Origin of the sequence: Hymenobacter telluris, from assembly GCF_017313265.1 — a bacterium.
GTDB classification, from domain to species: Bacteria; Bacteroidota; Bacteroidia; order Cytophagales; family Hymenobacteraceae; genus Hymenobacter; species Hymenobacter telluris.
Map to the genome: position 1 here is coordinate 197672 of NZ_JAFLQZ010000008.1, position 15031 is coordinate 212702.

General features: G+C 55.2%; 15 protein-coding genes. 6 read left to right on the forward strand and 9 right to left on the reverse strand.

Annotated elements, in window-relative coordinates:
• The first annotated feature begins 179 nt into the window (after nucleotides 1–179).
• Nucleotides 180–542, forward strand: coding sequence for a hypothetical protein (locus J0X19_RS13965; protein ID WP_206984985.1), 363 nt, complete (start codon nucleotides 180–182; stop codon nucleotides 540–542).
• 78 nt (nucleotides 543–620) lie between these two features.
• Here the strand turns inward: J0X19_RS13965 and J0X19_RS13970 are convergent, their stop codons facing one another.
• From J0X19_RS13970 to J0X19_RS13990, 5 genes are all read right to left on the reverse strand, one after another.
• Entirely contained in the window at nucleotides 621–1910 is a 1290-nt protein-coding gene (locus tag J0X19_RS13970) for a citrate synthase (protein WP_206984986.1), read from the reverse strand.
• A 275-nt stretch (nucleotides 1911–2185) separates the two neighbouring features.
• Nucleotides 2186–3574 carry a tRNA uridine-5-carboxymethylaminomethyl(34) synthesis GTPase MnmE gene (mnmE, locus tag J0X19_RS13975; RefSeq protein ID WP_206984987.1) on the reverse strand — a complete coding sequence of 463 codons (1389 nt, stop codon included), beginning with the start codon at nucleotides 3572–3574 and terminating at the stop codon, nucleotides 2186–2188.
• 90 nt (nucleotides 3575–3664) lie between these two features.
• Entirely contained in the window at nucleotides 3665–4324 is a 660-nt protein-coding gene (locus tag J0X19_RS13980) for a metal-dependent transcriptional regulator (protein ID WP_206984988.1), read from the reverse strand.
• A 112-nt stretch (nucleotides 4325–4436) separates the two neighbouring features.
• Complete coding sequence (locus tag J0X19_RS13985; RefSeq protein WP_206984989.1) at nucleotides 4437–5447, reverse strand: 3-oxoacyl-ACP synthase III family protein; 1011 nt, start codon at nucleotides 5445–5447, stop codon at nucleotides 4437–4439.
• Between the two features lie 101 nt (nucleotides 5448–5548).
• Nucleotides 5549–6745 carry a glycosyltransferase family protein gene (locus J0X19_RS13990; RefSeq protein WP_206984990.1) on the reverse strand — a complete coding sequence of 399 codons (1197 nt, stop codon included), beginning with the start codon at nucleotides 6743–6745 and terminating at the stop codon, nucleotides 5549–5551.
• Nucleotides 6746–6883: 138 nt separating this feature from the next.
• Between J0X19_RS13990 and J0X19_RS13995 the strand changes: the two genes are divergently transcribed.
• Nucleotides 6884–7708: a 2,3,4,5-tetrahydropyridine-2,6-dicarboxylate N-succinyltransferase gene (locus tag J0X19_RS13995; protein ID WP_206984991.1), complete on the forward strand. Its 825-nt coding sequence runs from the start codon at nucleotides 6884–6886 to the stop codon at nucleotides 7706–7708.
• Between the two features lie 109 nt (nucleotides 7709–7817).
• A complete protein-coding gene (locus tag J0X19_RS14000; RefSeq protein ID WP_206984992.1) occupies nucleotides 7818–8618 on the forward strand; it encodes a hypothetical protein in 801 nt (266 codons plus the stop codon).
• Between the two features lie 115 nt (nucleotides 8619–8733).
• On the opposite strand, the gene msrA is transcribed toward J0X19_RS14000, so the two are convergent.
• On the reverse strand, nucleotides 8734–9273 hold the full coding sequence (msrA, locus tag J0X19_RS14005; protein WP_206984993.1) for a peptide-methionine (S)-S-oxide reductase MsrA: 540 nt from the start codon (nucleotides 9271–9273) through the stop codon (nucleotides 8734–8736).
• Nucleotides 9274–9559: 286 nt separating this feature from the next.
• Nucleotides 9560–10450 carry a 3-hydroxyacyl-CoA dehydrogenase family protein gene (locus J0X19_RS14010; protein ID WP_206984994.1) on the reverse strand — a complete coding sequence of 297 codons (891 nt, stop codon included), beginning with the start codon at nucleotides 10448–10450 and terminating at the stop codon, nucleotides 9560–9562.
• A 347-nt stretch (nucleotides 10451–10797) separates the two neighbouring features.
• Between J0X19_RS14010 and J0X19_RS14015 the strand changes: the two genes are divergently transcribed.
• Entirely contained in the window at nucleotides 10798–10968 is a 171-nt protein-coding gene (locus J0X19_RS14015; protein ID WP_206984995.1) for a lmo0937 family membrane protein, read from the forward strand.
• 93 nt (nucleotides 10969–11061) lie between these two features.
• Here the strand turns inward: J0X19_RS14015 and J0X19_RS14020 are convergent, their stop codons facing one another.
• Both J0X19_RS14020 and J0X19_RS14025 read right to left on the reverse strand, forming a co-directional pair.
• Nucleotides 11062–11880: a hypothetical protein gene (locus J0X19_RS14020; RefSeq protein WP_206984996.1), complete on the reverse strand. Its 819-nt coding sequence runs from the start codon at nucleotides 11878–11880 to the stop codon at nucleotides 11062–11064.
• Between the two features lie 17 nt (nucleotides 11881–11897).
• The gene (locus tag J0X19_RS14025; protein WP_206984997.1) at nucleotides 11898–13520 is read right to left on the reverse strand and encodes an ABC-F family ATP-binding cassette domain-containing protein; all 1623 of its coding nucleotides are present in this window, start codon (nucleotides 13518–13520) and stop codon (nucleotides 11898–11900) included.
• Nucleotides 13521–13821: 301 nt separating this feature from the next.
• On the opposite strand from J0X19_RS14025, the gene J0X19_RS14030 reads away from it, so the two are divergent.
• Nucleotides 13822–14292 (forward strand): hypothetical protein, encoded by a 471-nt coding sequence (locus tag J0X19_RS14030; RefSeq protein ID WP_206984998.1) that lies wholly within the window; start codon nucleotides 13822–13824, stop codon nucleotides 14290–14292.
• A gap of 228 nt (nucleotides 14293–14520) precedes the next feature.
• Nucleotides 14521–14925, forward strand: a complete 405-nt coding sequence (locus J0X19_RS14035; RefSeq protein WP_206984999.1) for a hypothetical protein — start codon at nucleotides 14521–14523, stop codon at nucleotides 14923–14925.
• Nucleotides 14926–15031: the final 106 nt, after the last annotated feature.

Below are 15031 nucleotides of genomic sequence, written 5' to 3' on the forward strand. Positions count from 1 at the left end.
ATATTGAATGAACTACAATGAATATGCTAATAGGGTAACGTTTGCGTAAATAAATTCATAAATATATTTGTCTTTATTTGATAAAATAGTATATTCAGTACAAGGTATTCACTGAGGGGTATAATAGCACTCACTGAAGCTCAGCCGTTCCGTTCTCTTCAACCTCAAATTCCCGTTTTATGAAAAACTTCTTCGCCTGTTTATCTCTGCTTGTAGTGGTTAATGCTGTTCAGCCAGTTGTGGCTGGTCCCGGTGACCAAGGAAAAGCTGAAGCGCGTGCCACCCAGCTTACCAAGCAGCTAGCCCAGAAAACTCAACTCAGCGAAGGCCAGTACGTGAGAGTGCGCCAGCTCAACCTGCGCATGATTACGGAAATGCAGGAGTTGCAAGCCAGCCTAGCCGCCGACCCAGCAACTCTTGATAAGAAGCTGGCCGAGCTACAGTCGCATTACGAGTGGGACCTGACGGCTATTATTGGGCCGCGTCAGATGGTTGCCTACAACCAGTCTAGAATCAACCAAATGGCGTTCAGTGGCCGGTAGGCGGTCTGCAGCTACAACGCACAAAAAAGCCGCTCCTTCGCAAAGGAGCGGCTTTTTTGTGCGTTGTAGTTACTTATTCTAGCGGTTCTCCATGCCTACGTAGTCACGCTCCAGTTCGCCAGTGTAAATCTGCCGTGGGCGGCCGATAGGCTCTTTGTTTTCGCGCAATTCTTTCCATTGGGCAATCCAGCCGGGAAGGCGGCCCAGCGCAAACATCACAGTGAACATTTCGGTAGGGATGCCCAGTGCTTTGTAGATGATACCCGAGTAGAAGTCTACGTTTGGGTACAGCTTGCGGTCAATGAAGTACTGGTCGGTGAGGGCTGCCTGCTCCAGCTCCTGCGCTATTTTCAGCAGCGGGCTGTCTTGCTTGCCGAGGGCTTGTAGCACCTCGTCGGCCGCTTTTTTGATGATTTTGGCGCGCGGGTCAAAGTTTTTGTACACCCGGTGGCCGAAGCCCATAAGGCGGAACGAGTCGTTCTTGTCTTTGGCTTTCGCAATGAACTTGCTGGTGTCGCCGCCGTCGGCCTCAATGGCTTCAAGCATTTCAATCACCTCTTGGTTGGCACCACCGTGCAGGGGACCCCACAGCGCGTTGATGCCTGCCGATACCGAGCCATAGAGGCTGGCATTGGCTGAACCTACAAGGCGTACAGTGCTAGTCGAGCAGTTTTGCTCATGGTCGGCGTGGAGGATGAGCAGCTTGTTTAAGGCGCTTACTACCACCGGGTTCTGCTGATATTGCTCCGTGGGGTAGCTGAACATCATGTACAGGAAGTTGGACGTGTAGTCCAACTCGTTGCGCGGATACACGTAGGGGTGGCCCACCGAGTTCTTATAACTCCAAGCCGCAATAGTAGGCAGCTTGGCAATAAGGCGCACGATATTCAGGTTCAGTTCTTCCTTGCTCAACTCAGGGGCGATGCTCTTAGGGTAAAAAGCGGTGAGCGAGCACACAATAGACGACAGAATGCCCATTGGATGGGCCGACGACGGGAAGCCGTCGAGAATTTTGCGAATGTCTTCGTGCACCAAAGAGTGCTGGGTTACCTCGTAGCTAAAGGCATCGAACTCGGCTTGGGTAGGTAGCGAACCGTAAATCAAGAGGTAAGCTACTTCCAGGAAAGTCGATTTTTCGGCCAGTTGCTCAATGGGGTAGCCCCGGTAGCGCAGAATGCCTTCTTCGCCATCGAGAAACGTAATGGCACTCTTGGTAGCGCCCGTGTTCTTATAGCCGGGGTCGTAGGTAACGTAGCCGGTCTGGTCGCGCAACTTCCCGATGTCGAATGCTTTTTCGTGTTCGGTGCCTTCAATGACGGGGAGAGTAATCGATTTCCCGTCGAGGATAATCTCAGCAGATTCTGCCATAAGAGAGAGGGGTAGAAGGGTGGTTCAGGGGCGAAAGCGAAAGAATAGCCGACATGATGATAAGCCGACTGATTCTATACTACCATATACCCCAGTGTGTTGTTTAGGTGAGAATGTATTGCAAAGAAACACAGTGACATAAATTTTGCATCACTGCCAACGGTATTTCATGGTGAGAAGCGAAAATTCGCGCCCTCGCCTAAGAAGGCGCTATGATAAGCCCTAGCGAGTGAAATGCCAATGAACGGACACATATTCTTGGGATTTCATCGGTCTTACTTGCCAATGCAGAACTGAGTGAAGATGCTGGTAAGTAGATCATCAGAAGATATTTCGCCGGTTATTTCGCCCAGTGCAGCCAGCGCCTGGCGCAGGTCGGCAGCCAGCAACTCAGTGCCGGTGCCACTGCTGATACCGGCTAATACGGCATCCAGCGCCAGCGCGGCCGACTCTAGACTGCGGGCGTGCCGGAGGTTGGTAACGATGGTGCTGCTACCGGCCCGGTCGAGGCCTTCGCCGCGTACCCGGCTGAGCAGGACCTGGCGCAACTCGTCGAGGCCATCCCCGCGGCTGGCAGCAATCAGCACCGTATTGGGTCTTGCCCGGAAGGCGGCTATTTCTTCCTCGGAAGCTACATCTAGCTTGTTGCCAATAGCCAGTACGGGGGTAGAACTCGGCAGCTGTAGATCATCAATCTGTGCTTGAAGGGCAGCAGGGGTAGTATCCGTCAAATCAAACAGATATAGGATGATGGCAGCCTGCTGTACCCGCTTCAAAGTTCGCTCAACACCAATGGATTCCACTAGGTCGGTGGTGTCGCGCAGGCCGGCGGTGTCAACGAAGCGGAAGCGGATGCCGTCGAGGCTCACTTCGTCCTCAATCAGGTCGCGGGTGGTGCCCGCCACTTCCGACACGATGGCGCGCTCCTCATTGAGCAGGGCGTTGAGCAGCGTGCTTTTGCCTGCGTTGGGCCGGCCGGCAATAACGGTGGTTACACCGTTCTTGATGACGTTGCCCAACTCGAAGGAACGTAGGAGCCGTTGCACCAGCCCGCGTACTTCCGTCAGTAAAACCAGCAAGCCTGACCGGTCGGCAAACTCCACATCTTCTTCGCCGAAATCCAGTTCCAATTCCAGCAGCGCCGCAAACTGCACCAGCCGGGCGCGTAGGTCTTTCAACTCGCGCGAGAAGCCGCCACGCATTTGCTGCATGGCTACCTGGTGCGAGAGTTGCGAATCGGCAGCAATTAGGTCGGCTACGGCTTCGGCCTGAGCTAAATCGAAAGCGCCGTTGAGGAAAGCACGCTTGGTGAACTCGCCAGCCTCGGCTAAGCGGGCTCCATGGCGCGTGAAAAGCAGCAGCAGTTGCTGCACAATGTAGTCGGAGCCGTGGCAGCTGATTTCCACCACGTCCTCGCGGGTGTAGGAGTTGGGGGCCCGGAACAGGGACACCACTACTTCGTCGATGATGCGGCTTTCGTCGCGGATGGTACCGTAGTGCAGCGTGTGGCTGGGTTGTTCCGCTAGAGTTTTACCACTGAATACAGCGTCGGTCAGGCTGATGGCGGCGGCGCCAGAAAGGCGGACCAGCGCAATAGCGCCCGCACCAGGCGGCGTAGACAAGGCGACAATGGTATCGGAAAGCGCGGGGGGTAAAGCGGCCACAGGTGCAGATATGGGAAGAAGGGCAAAGGTACACAAGCCAAGCAGCGCCGAATTAACAACAGATTAAACTGCTGAAGGCACTACAACCCACTAATCGGCCACAAATAAATTGCGGCCAACCTCTGGGGAAAGCATGATAATTTTATCGGTGTTTACTCTGACTTCTAAAGAGTTGTCGAAGGTGATTTTATCTAGTACTTCAATAGCGGAGCCTAGCTTCAAGCCTACCTTATCCAGGTATTGCAGGAACGAGGGAGAGGTGTTCTTAACGGCCATCAGGCGGCCTTGTTCGCCCGGCACCAGGTCTGAAACCAGGCGGCTTTTAGGGCGGGGCATGGCACCATCTTCCGTCGGGATAGGGTCGCCGTGCGGGTCAAGGCGCGGGAATCCCAGGAACTCATCAAGGCGGCGCACTAGTAGCAGCGAGTCGATATGCTCCATCTGCTCGGCCACGTCGTGCACTTCGTCCCAGTTGAAGCCCAGCTTCTGCACCAGAAATACTTCCCACAGCCGGTGCTTCCGAATGGTCAGCAAGGCCAGTTGCCGGCCTTCCTGGGTGAGCGACACGCCGCGGTACCGCTGGTAGTGCAGGAGGCCTTTTTCACCGAGCCGCCGCAGCATATCCGTCACCGAGGCCGGGCGCGTCTGCAATACCTCGGCAATGCCGTTGGTGCTGACGTCGGTGCCCGGCGTGGCTTCGCTTAGCTTATAGATGGCCTTTAAGTAGTTTTCCTCGGTGAAGCTGGGCATTCGTTTTCAATTAAGAATTAAAAATTAAAAACTAAGAATTGAGGGGCGGGAATCAGGCGCTGCCTGCGTGGCACAGGCCTGCCTTCTCGTCTTTTAATTTTTAATTCACTCATCACCATTTAATCAGCGCGGAGGCCCAGGTGAAGCCGGAGCCGAAAGCGGCGAGGCATACCAAGTCGCCGCGCTTGATGCGGCCTTCCTGCACGGCTTCGCTGAGGGCCAGGGGCACGCTGGCGGCGGTGGTGTTGCCGTAGCGCTGAATGTTGCTGTAGATTTTGTCGTCGGTGAGGCCCATCTTCTGCTGCACGTACTGGGTGATGCGCAGGTTGGCCTGGTGCGGAATCAGCATGTCCACGTCCTGAGGCTGGTAGCCGTTTTGGTCGAGGGCCTCTTTGATAACCTGCGGAAAGCGCACTACAGCGTGCTTGAACACGTTTTGGCCATTCATGTAGGGGTACATGTCCAGTTCATTATCTACCACGTACTGCACCCGGTTTTCGCGGTTGGAGCCCGGCTCTTTCACAATCAGCTCTTCGGCATGCTCACCTTGCGAGTGCAGGTGGGTGCTCAGGATGCCGTGGCCTTCGCGGGTGCTGGGGCGCAGCACTACCGCGCCGGCACCATCACCGAAAATAACCGACACGTTCCGGCCCCGGGTGGATTTGTCGAGGCCCGAAGAGTGGATTTCCGAGCCAACCACCAGCACCGTGTCGTACATGCCGGTCTTCACGAACTGGTCGGCCATGCTCAGGGCGTACACGAAGCCCGAGCACTGGTTGCGCACATCGAAAGCCGGAATGGGCGCCTGAATGCCTAGCTCACGCTGGAGCAGTACGCCGGAGCCCGGAAAGAAATAGTCGGGGGAGAGCGTGGCAAATACAATCATCTGCACGTCGTCGGGGGTGAGGCCGGCCATTTCCAGGGCCTTGCGAGCGGCGGCGGCGCCCATGTTGGCGGTGGTGTCTTTGCCTTCCTCGAACCAGCGCCGCTCCTTGATGCCAGTCCGCTCCTGAATCCACTCGTCGGTGGTTTCCATGAACTGAGTGAGGTCGGCGTTGGTAACCACGCGGCTCGGGACGTAATGGCCGACGCCAGCAATTTCGGAGTGACGGAGAGAGGACATGAGGTGGGGAGGCGAGAGAAAGTACGAGAAATGAGGAAAAGGTGCCGAAGGTACTAAAAACCCACAGTGCTGCTTGCTAAACGGGCCGCGAAGGTCGGTAGTTACCGGATAGAATCGACCAGTGCCCGTAATTTTACACCTTCTGAAACCCAGAAAGCCGCCGCCGGAATTCCCTGCGGGTAGAAAAGACGAGCATTAGGTGTACGGGCAGCGGTAATTTCCAGAAGTGCCTGCGCCGCTTCGGCCATTTGGCCCAGGTCTACCACTACGCCCGCCTGATAGCGCCGCACCACCTCCTCCCACCGCGGATTGGCGGGGATGAGCATGGGTAGGCCGTGGGCCAGATACTCGAACAGCTTGGTGGGGCGGCACCGCTCGGTGCTGGCGTGGGGCCGGTAAAGCAGCAGGCCAATATGGCTCTGCTGCATTTCGGCCACGATGGCGCGGTGCGGTATGGGGCCGGCGGCCACTACCAGCCGTAGCCAGGCGGGGTTGGCTTGCTGCCGTTGTTGGAGTTCAAGTAACAGGTCGGGCTGCTGACAGAAGCCGATAACTGTAAGCAAGGCGCCGCCGGGCCGGATTCGGTGTAGCTCCTCGGCTAGGGCCAGCGCTTCTGTAATGCCGTTGAGCCGCGAAATAGTGCCCGAGTAGAGCAGCCGGAGCGGCTCGGTGGGGGCGGGCAGCGGCCGGGGCAGGGGTGCGGCTTCCGCAGAAAATGGCTGGTACTTGTTTTCCAGGAGCAGGACTTGCTCTGGGGGGAGAGCCTCAAGAAAGGGTAGCTCGTCGGCGTAGCTTGCTTCGGCGAGCAAGACGGCCGCTGCCCGGTGGGCGGCGCTGGTTTCCACCCACCGCAGCCCGGCCGCCAGCCACCGGCGCGTAAGGCCGCCGTACACTTGCTGGGTGCTTACGTTCAGGGCATAATTCTCGCGGATGTCGTACAGGAACCGCCGGTTGTCATTCAGCCACTGCCAAAGCAGGGTTAGCGGCAACAACTCGGGGGCGTGCACTACTACCAGTTCGGGTTGTAGGTGCCGCAACAGCTGCCAGTAGCGCCACTGAGCCGCCAGCCGGCCCCAACTTAGGCGGCTGCCTTCCAGCAAACAATGCATGTGCACATTCACTGGCCTATCAGGTGGCGGTGCTGCGGCCCGGCCCGCTACGTGCACCGTAGTACCGGGCCGAGCCGCTAGGGTGCCACCAAATTTACCGTACATCCGGGTGTCATCTAGGGGCTTAAGTACCGAGGCTAGCAGCACCGTGCGAATTGGCGAACCGGAAGCAGAAGAAAGTGGCGGCATCTTGCCCGCGAAGATGGTAAGTTTGGGGTGAATTGCTGAATGGTTGAATTGCTGAATAGGTAAATAGTTGATTGATCAACGAGTCGTCAGGACGATTAACAATTCAACAATGCAACCATATAACCATTTAATAAAACCATGACCGACCTGCAACAAACCATTGAGGCCGCCTGGGCCGACCGGAGCCTACTCCAGCAAGCTGCCACTACTGAGGCCATCCACCACGTAATTGAAGAGCTCGACAAAGGCCGCCTGCGCGTGGCCCAGCCCGCCAACGACCGGGAAGGCGGCTGGATAGTAAATGACTGGGTGAAGAAGGCTGTCATCCTCTACTTTCCCATCCAGCAGATGGAAACGCTGGAACTGCCCCCCTTCGAGTACCGCGACAAAATGCGCCTGAAAACCGACTATGCCGGCCAGGGTGTGCGGGTGGTGCCCCCGGCCACGGCTCGTTACGGCGCTTACCTGGCTTCGGGCGTGATTCTGATGCCGAGCTACGTGAACATTGGTGCCTGGGTAGGCGAGGGCACGATGGTAGACACCTGGGCCACGGTGGGCTCATGCGCACAGATTGGCGCCGGTGTGCACCTAAGCGGTGGCGTTGGTATTGGCGGCGTATTGGAGCCGGTGCAGGCGGCGCCGGTTATCGTGGAAGACGGGGCCTTCGTGGGCTCGCGCAGCATTCTGGTAGAAGGTTGCTTCGTGGGGAAAGAAGCGGTAATTGGGGCGGGCGTGACCATCACGGGCAGCACCCGCATCATCGACGTGACGGGCACCGAGCCCAAGGAGTACCGTGGCCACGTTCCGGCCCGCTCGGTGGTAATTCCGGGCTCGTTGCCCAAGCAGTTTCCGGCCGGCGAGTATCACGTGCCTTGCGCCCTCATCATCGGCCAGCGCAAACCCAGCACCGACCTCAAAACCAGCCTCAACGACGCCTTGCGCGAGCACAACGTAGCCGTTTAACTATCTTAGTGCGTAGTGCTTGGTGCGTAGTGCTTAGGTTGTTACAGGCCTACTCACTGCGCTAACCAAGCACTATGCACTAAGCACTACGCACTAAGCACTAAAGAACATGAACTTCAAATCCAATCCAGCTTCGGCCGCTGAAGCCCGCGAAGAAATCCGCGCGTATGTGGCAGCGGAGCTGGACGCAAATCCCGCCGACATCCAAACCAAGGTTATCTATAATACCGAGCTGCCGTGGGTGGATGGGCGCAAGCAGCAATGCTACTTAGTAGAGTGGTCGGTGGCGAATGGCGCCGACGGCGTGGCGCTGGCCGGCCCCTACACCTACACGCTACCCGACATCAGCCAGGCTGAAGCCAAGCGCCTGGGCTCCCTGCACGAGTGGCGGCAGCAGCTACTTAATTTGTATGCCGGCTGCGAGCTGGCCGCGCAAGCCCGCATGAAGCAGGCGTTGGTAGACGTGTACGACCCCACCCGCACCAAGCAGCTGCTGGAGGCGCTGCAAAATCCGGCCGCGCCGCGCTTTGCCGTGCGCTGCTCACTGCGCGAGTTTATCCGCATCGGCACCGACGAGTACTACGTCTTCAACGGCGACTGGGTGCACAACCCCAACTTCTCGTACAGTCCTACCTTTGGCTTCAAGCCGCGCAAGGAAGACCCGACGCTGGAGCTGCCGGCTGAACAGGAAAACATCCAAATCAAGCCGCATAAGTTCCTGACGCCCGTGCCGCCCGTTGGGGCCGACGGCGCGTATCCGGGCGAGGCTACTGGCTTCATCATGGTGAAAAACGGGCAGGTGGTAGATGCTACCTGCTCGGCATGGGCCCGTAGTGTGGTCGATAAAGTAGCTATGTTCTACTTCCTCGGCAAAGAAATTGGCCCGTTTGCCATCACCTTGCAAGGGTAGCTCAGAAGACTTTATAAACACAAAAAGCCCGTTCCAGCTTTCTGGAACGGGCTTTTTGTGTTTATGTAACCGTAATGTGTAGGTCGAGTAGCTACTAAGCACTAAGCACTAAGCACTAAGCAGTAGCTTTTTTCAGCTTGTCGCCGAACAAGGCTCTTACTTTTTCCACTTTGGGCCGGGCTACAAACTGGCAGTAGGGCTCGTGGCCGTTCTGCTTGTAGTAGTTCTGGTGATAGTCCTCGGCCGGGTAGAAGCTCTTCAACGGCTCAATTTCGGTTACGACCGGGTTATCGAAGGCGTGGGCCTCGTTGAGCTTTTGCTTGTACTCCTCGGCCAGCCGTTTCTGCTCGTCGTTGTGATAATACACGCCCGAGCGGTACTGCGTGCCGGTGTCGTTGCCTTGGCGGTTGAGGGTGGTGGGGTCGTGGGTTTTCCAGAACACTTCCAGCAACTCCTTGAAGCTGATAATCTGCGGATCGTAGGTGATTTGGATTACCTCGGCGTGGCCGGTCAGGCCGCTACACACTTCGCGGTACGTAGGGTTGGCAATGCGGCCATTGGAATAACCCGACACTACTTTTTGTACTCCTTGAAGGTCCTGAAATACGGCCTCGACGCACCAAAAGCAGCCGGCCCCGAAAGTTGCTAGTTCCATATGAGTGTAAGTATCTGATGGGTGAAATACGGCTCCGTAAAACCGTCGCAAACGGCAAGCCATCTGGTTCAGCTTCGGATGAGGAGCATATACGATAAAAAGAGATTTTCGAGCGAAAAAGTTTACTCAATCTTATATACTGCATGGAACATGATGAGGATCTGACAGGTACTGTTCGCGTAGCCCATTCCGTAAAGACAAAAGCCCCCCATGTTGCGTCAACATGAAGGGCTTGTAGACCAGCAGCAGATGATTTTCCAAGAAAATGCTGCCCGTACTTATGCAGTTACTTACGGAACCGCCCGGCAACTACCAGCTCCTTGGAGCCAGCGGTATACTGGTAGAATCCTTCCCCGGATTTCACACCCAGGCGGCCGGCCATTACCATATTTACCAACAGGGGGCAGGGGGCGTATTTGGGGTTGCCTAAGCCGTCGTGCAGTACCCGCAGGATAGCCAGGCATACATCCAAGCCAATGAAGTCGGCGAGCTGCAACGGGCCCATGGGGTGCGCCATGCCCAGCTTCATCACCGTATCAATTTCCTCGACGCCGGCCACGCCTTCAAACAAACTGATAATAGCCTCGTTGATCATCGGCATCAGAATGCGGTTGGCCACAAAACCGGGGTAGTCGTTTACCTCGGTGGGCGTTTTGCTGAGCTGCCGCGAAAGGTCCATTACCTGCTCAGTGACGGCGTCGGAAGTGGCGTACCCCCTAATCACCTCCACCAGCTTCATTACCGGCACCGGGTTCATGAAGTGCATCCCGATTACCTGCGCCGGACGCTTAGTAGCCGCCGCTATTTTGGTGATGGATATAGAAGAAGTATTCGAGGCCAGAATTGCTTCCTGCGGGGCGTGCTGGTCTAGGTCGCGGAAGATTTGCAGCTTCAGGTCCACGTTTTCGGTGGCGGCTTCCACCACCAGCTGTACGCCTTGCACGCCTTCGGCTATGCTGGTATAGGTTTGGATGCGGCCGAGGGTGTCGGTTTTGTCGGTTTCCGAGAGGGTGCCTTTGCTTACTTGGCGGTCCAGATTCCGGGCAATGGTACCGAGGGCCTTGTCGAGGGCCGGCTGGTTGATGTCGATGAGGGCAACGGAGAATCCGTGCTGGGCAAATACGTGGGCAATGCCATTGCCCATGGTACCCGAGCCAATAACGGCGACATGCGTCATAAGTAGTAGGAGGAAGAAAAGGGTGGGAAGGAGACCAAACGCCAACGCTAAAATTGGCACCGGCAAAGCTACTCTGAAAACGGCGCTCCTGTAACTAGCGTCTGCTACCCAAGCAAAAGCGAGAAATTGTTTAAGGAAACGCAAAAAAATATTTCTCAAGAAAAGTGCTCTTATGCCTTTTAGGGACGGTTTTTTAGGAAACACTGGGCTAAATGCCACGATTTTTTAGTGCGACTATATCCTTTTGCACCTCCCCGCGTACAAATCCGCAAATCAGCTTCCTACAACGTTTGTAGTTGTCATTGAAGCATTCCTTTCCACTCTCCCCACTTCAACCACCACTCACCATGGGAAATCTATTGTACATCATCGCCGTTGTTCTCATTCTCATTTGGGCTCTTGGCTTCTTCGGCGTACTGGGCACTGGCATGCAGGGTAACAACCTGATTCACATTCTGCTGGTAATTGCCATCATTGCCATTCTACTGCGCGTAATCCGGGGCGGCCGCGTAGTATAGCTACCGCAAGCTCCCCCGAAAAATTTAGTCTGAAAACACAAAAGAGCCTCCCCAGCAATGGGGAGGCTCTTTTGTGTAAGCAGGTAGTTGTTGTTACTTGCCTAGGTTTATCAATAAGTTGAAGCGTATTTCGGGCTGCCCATACGGTGACGTGCTAGAGCCATCCGCATTAAGCCCGTCGTTGAAGTTATACAGCACCACAATATCTGCTGCCACTCGGTCACTGAACTCGTTGCGGTAGCCTGCCCCGGCTAGCGGAGTGGTCAGGGTTCTTTTGATGTTGAAGGCTCCTTGGTTCAGAAACCGGTACTGTATGTCGCTGCGCGTTACCTCGTATTCAGCGTGCAGAAAGAACTGCTTGTACACGATATATTGCGCAAACGCCTTCAGCCCCAGATTGTTGGCAATTACGGTTGAAGGGTATCCATACACCTGCTGGTTGTAATCAGAATAGCTGATGTTGGTATAAGAGTAGCTGATACCAGGACCAACGGCTAGCTTATCTGTTACTCGGATACCCAACGCCGGCGCAATGCTCGCATTAAACTGCCCGTCGCCGTAGAAACTGGTATAGCCCAACCCGAAATTGGTGTACAGGAAGTACTTCCGCAATGGGGGTGGGGGTGCGGCCACACCCGGCCGGTTTGGTAGCTCCAACCCCGATGGACTACTGGTAGAAGGCCGGGCGGGTACAGGCTCATCAACTGGCGGCGGGGCCGGAACGGGTACCTGCTGGCGCGGAGCCGGAGTGGGAGCCGGCGTAACCGGGCGCGGCGCGGTGCCGGGAGGGGCCGTGTTCAACTGTGGCTTCACCGTAGTGCTATCCGTGCGCTGAGCGAAGGCCGTGGGGGCCACTAGCAACCCAGCGCCAGCCAGGAAAACCGTAAATAAGGAGCGTTGCAGAGCGTTCATACCGAGTGGTAACGCAGTTAGGAAACGAGTTGGTATTTGCGCTGACGAAGCGCCTTAATGGTGTCATCGGCCAAATACTCCTCGTACGTCATGCGTCGGTCGATGATGCCGTCCGGCGTAAGCTCGATGATACGGTTGGCCACCGTTTGAATGAATTGTAAGTCGTGGGAAGCAAACAGCAGCGTGCCGTTGAATTCGCCGAGGCTGTTGTTTAGAGCAGTGATGCTTTCCAGGTCCAAATGGTTGGTTGGGTCGTCCAAAACCAGCACGTTGCCTGATTCCATCATCATCTTCGAGAGCATGCAGCGCACTTTCTCACCCCCGCTAAGCACGTTGCTTTTCTTCTGCGACTCTTCCCCCGAAAACAGCATTCGGCCTAAGAAGCCCCGAATAAACGACTCGTCTTTCTCCGTGGAATACTGCCGCAGCCAATCCACCAGGTTCAGGTCGGTGTCAAAGAACTCGGAGTTTTCTTTGGGGAAGTAGCTCGGCGTGATGGTAGTACCCCACTTGAAGTCGCCGGTATCGGGTCGGATTTGCTCGAACAGAATGTCGAAGAGGAGAGAAGCAGCCCGGTCGTCGCGGCCGATGATGGCCACTTTGTCTTTCTTATCCAGCGAGAAGCTTACGTTCCGGAACACCACTTGGCCGTCCACCTGCTTGCTCAGGTTTTCCACCGTCAGCAACTGATTGCCGGCTTCGCGCTCGGGCTTGAACGCAATGTAGGGGTACTTGCGCGAGCTAGGCTTAATTTCTTCCAGCGTAAGCTTTTGCAGCAGCTTCTGGCGCGAAGTAGCCTGCTTGCTCTTGGAAGCGTTGGCCGAGAAGCGGCGCACAAACTCTTCCAGTTCTTTGCGCTTATCCTCAGTTTTCTTGTTCACTTCCTGGCGCTGGCGCAAAGCCAACTGGCTGCTCTCGTACCAGAACGAGTAGTTGCCGGGATACATCGTGATTTTCGAGAAGTCGAGGTCGGCCATGTAGTTACACACGGCATCGAGGAAGTGCCGGTCGTGGCTGACCACAATTACCGTGTTTTGGAACGAGTCGAGGAAGTTCTCCAGCCAGAGTACCGTTTCGGCGTCGAGGCCGTTGGTTGGTTCGTCGAGCAGCAGCACATCGGGGTTGCCGAACAGGGCCTGGGCCAGCAGCACCCGCACTTTATCGGAGCCACCCAGGTCACCCATCAGCGTGTAGTGCTTGTCTTCGCCAATACCAAGACCCGACAGCAGCTCAGCGGCTTCGTACTCGGCGTTCCAGCCTTCGAGGTCGGCAAACTCGCCTTCCAATTCGGCGGCCCGCTCACCGTCGGCATCCGAGAAGTCGGCTTTGGCATACAAGGCGTCTTTCTCTTCCATCACCTTCCAAAGGCGCTGGTGGCCTTTGATAACGGTTTGGAGCACCGGAAACTCATCGTAGGCAAACTGGTCCTGGCGCAGCACTGAGAGGCGCGAGTTGGGCGGCATGGTGACCGAACCGGTGTTGGGCTCGATTTCGCCGGACAGGATTTTCAGGAAAGTGGACTTGCCGGCACCGTTTGCCCCAATGAGGCCATACACGTTGCCGGGCATGAATTTGATGGTGACGTCTTCAAACAAAACCCGCTTGCCGTAGCGCAAGCTGACATTGGAGGTGCTAATCATATGAGAGAAACAGGCGAAAATTCAGAGGAAACATCTGATTGGATGCAAAAATAGGCAAAATGCGCCGGGCTATTTCGGAGAGTATATAGCTATTGCCACCCAAAGTAAAAGGGAGCCAGAGGATTATATAGTAAAGTGCCAACGAAAAAAATGCCTTTTACCCCAACATCCCTGAATTAAATACAGTATCAAGGGTAAGAAACTAGGCAGAGCTGCCCGCTGCTTCGTATAACACGCAGCGTACCCTGCCGGGTTCCTCTCGTTTAAATAGTCCTCTCCCAACCAAACTCTTCGAATTGCTATGTCTGACACGCGCATCACTCCCGAAACCAATGGGGTCCGCTTTGGCCTAATGACCGCCGGCGCTCTGATTCTATATACCCTGATTGCCGTATTCGCGGGCTTCTTCGACAATTTGGCTGCTGGCAGTCTGAACCTTATTATTCTAGCCATCGGTATTTCAATGGCTATTGCCAACTTCAAACGCGTAAAAGAAGACCGGATGCCTTACCTGGCCGGCTTTGGTACGGGTATAGTTACAGCTATTGTGGCAAGCCTTGGGCTGGGTTTCTTTTTCATAGCCGTAAGTGCCATTAAGCCTGATACGCTGAACTTGAGCCATGCCCGTGACCTATTCGGCTACGACCTGTCGGCCCTGATGGCTTTTCTGGCTATTATCCTGATGGGCAGCTTAGGTGGTACCATCATTTCGTTGGTAGCCATGCAGTACTTCAAAAGCCCCGACCACAAGCCTATTGAAGGCATTGAATAAGCAGTAATACCACTTATGAAAAGCTCGATTCCATTGCGAATCGAGCTTTTTTTATGATAAAAAAGCTCCTCAGTAGCCCTTAGAATAGGCTTATGAATATTCTGAAGAAAAAATTGTTCTTTTTATTGTTAGTGTAACTTTGTTGATATATATTTGTGTCAGGTAGTCGAAAGGCATCATTTCAAATTCTCATTGTTCTACTTTTCCTTCGACGCTTCACCATTCGCCATGAAAGCCTTATTTGTAACCTTGTTGCTAGTAGTAGGAATGCAAGGTGCCGCTCTTGCTCAGAAGCAGGACCGTCATGCCGAGCTTCCGGGCGTCAGTACGGTGTCTCAGGCACGGCTTAGCGCAATTACCCGCCAGATGTGCAACGAAATGCATTTGAACGAGGCGCAATACATCCGGCTACGGGCTGTCAACAAAACCAAATTGGCACGGCTGGAAGAAATTTCCTGGCAGTACAAAGACAATGTGGTAGAGCAGCAAGAGCACATTGGCGAGCTAGAAGCACAGTACGAAGCGGAATGCAGCCGTATTCTGTCGCCTTCGCAGCTAAGCCTGCTGCACGAGGAGTTGCAGCCTGATGCAGTTCCTCTAACTACCAATCCGCTGGAAGGTGGCATCGGATAAGGTTGCTAGCGAGCAGACACGTATTTATTGAAAATAAAACAGAGGGCTTCCATACGGAAGCCCTCTGTTTTAGCGTTACAGCTTGTTGCAACAGGCGTGCAATCGT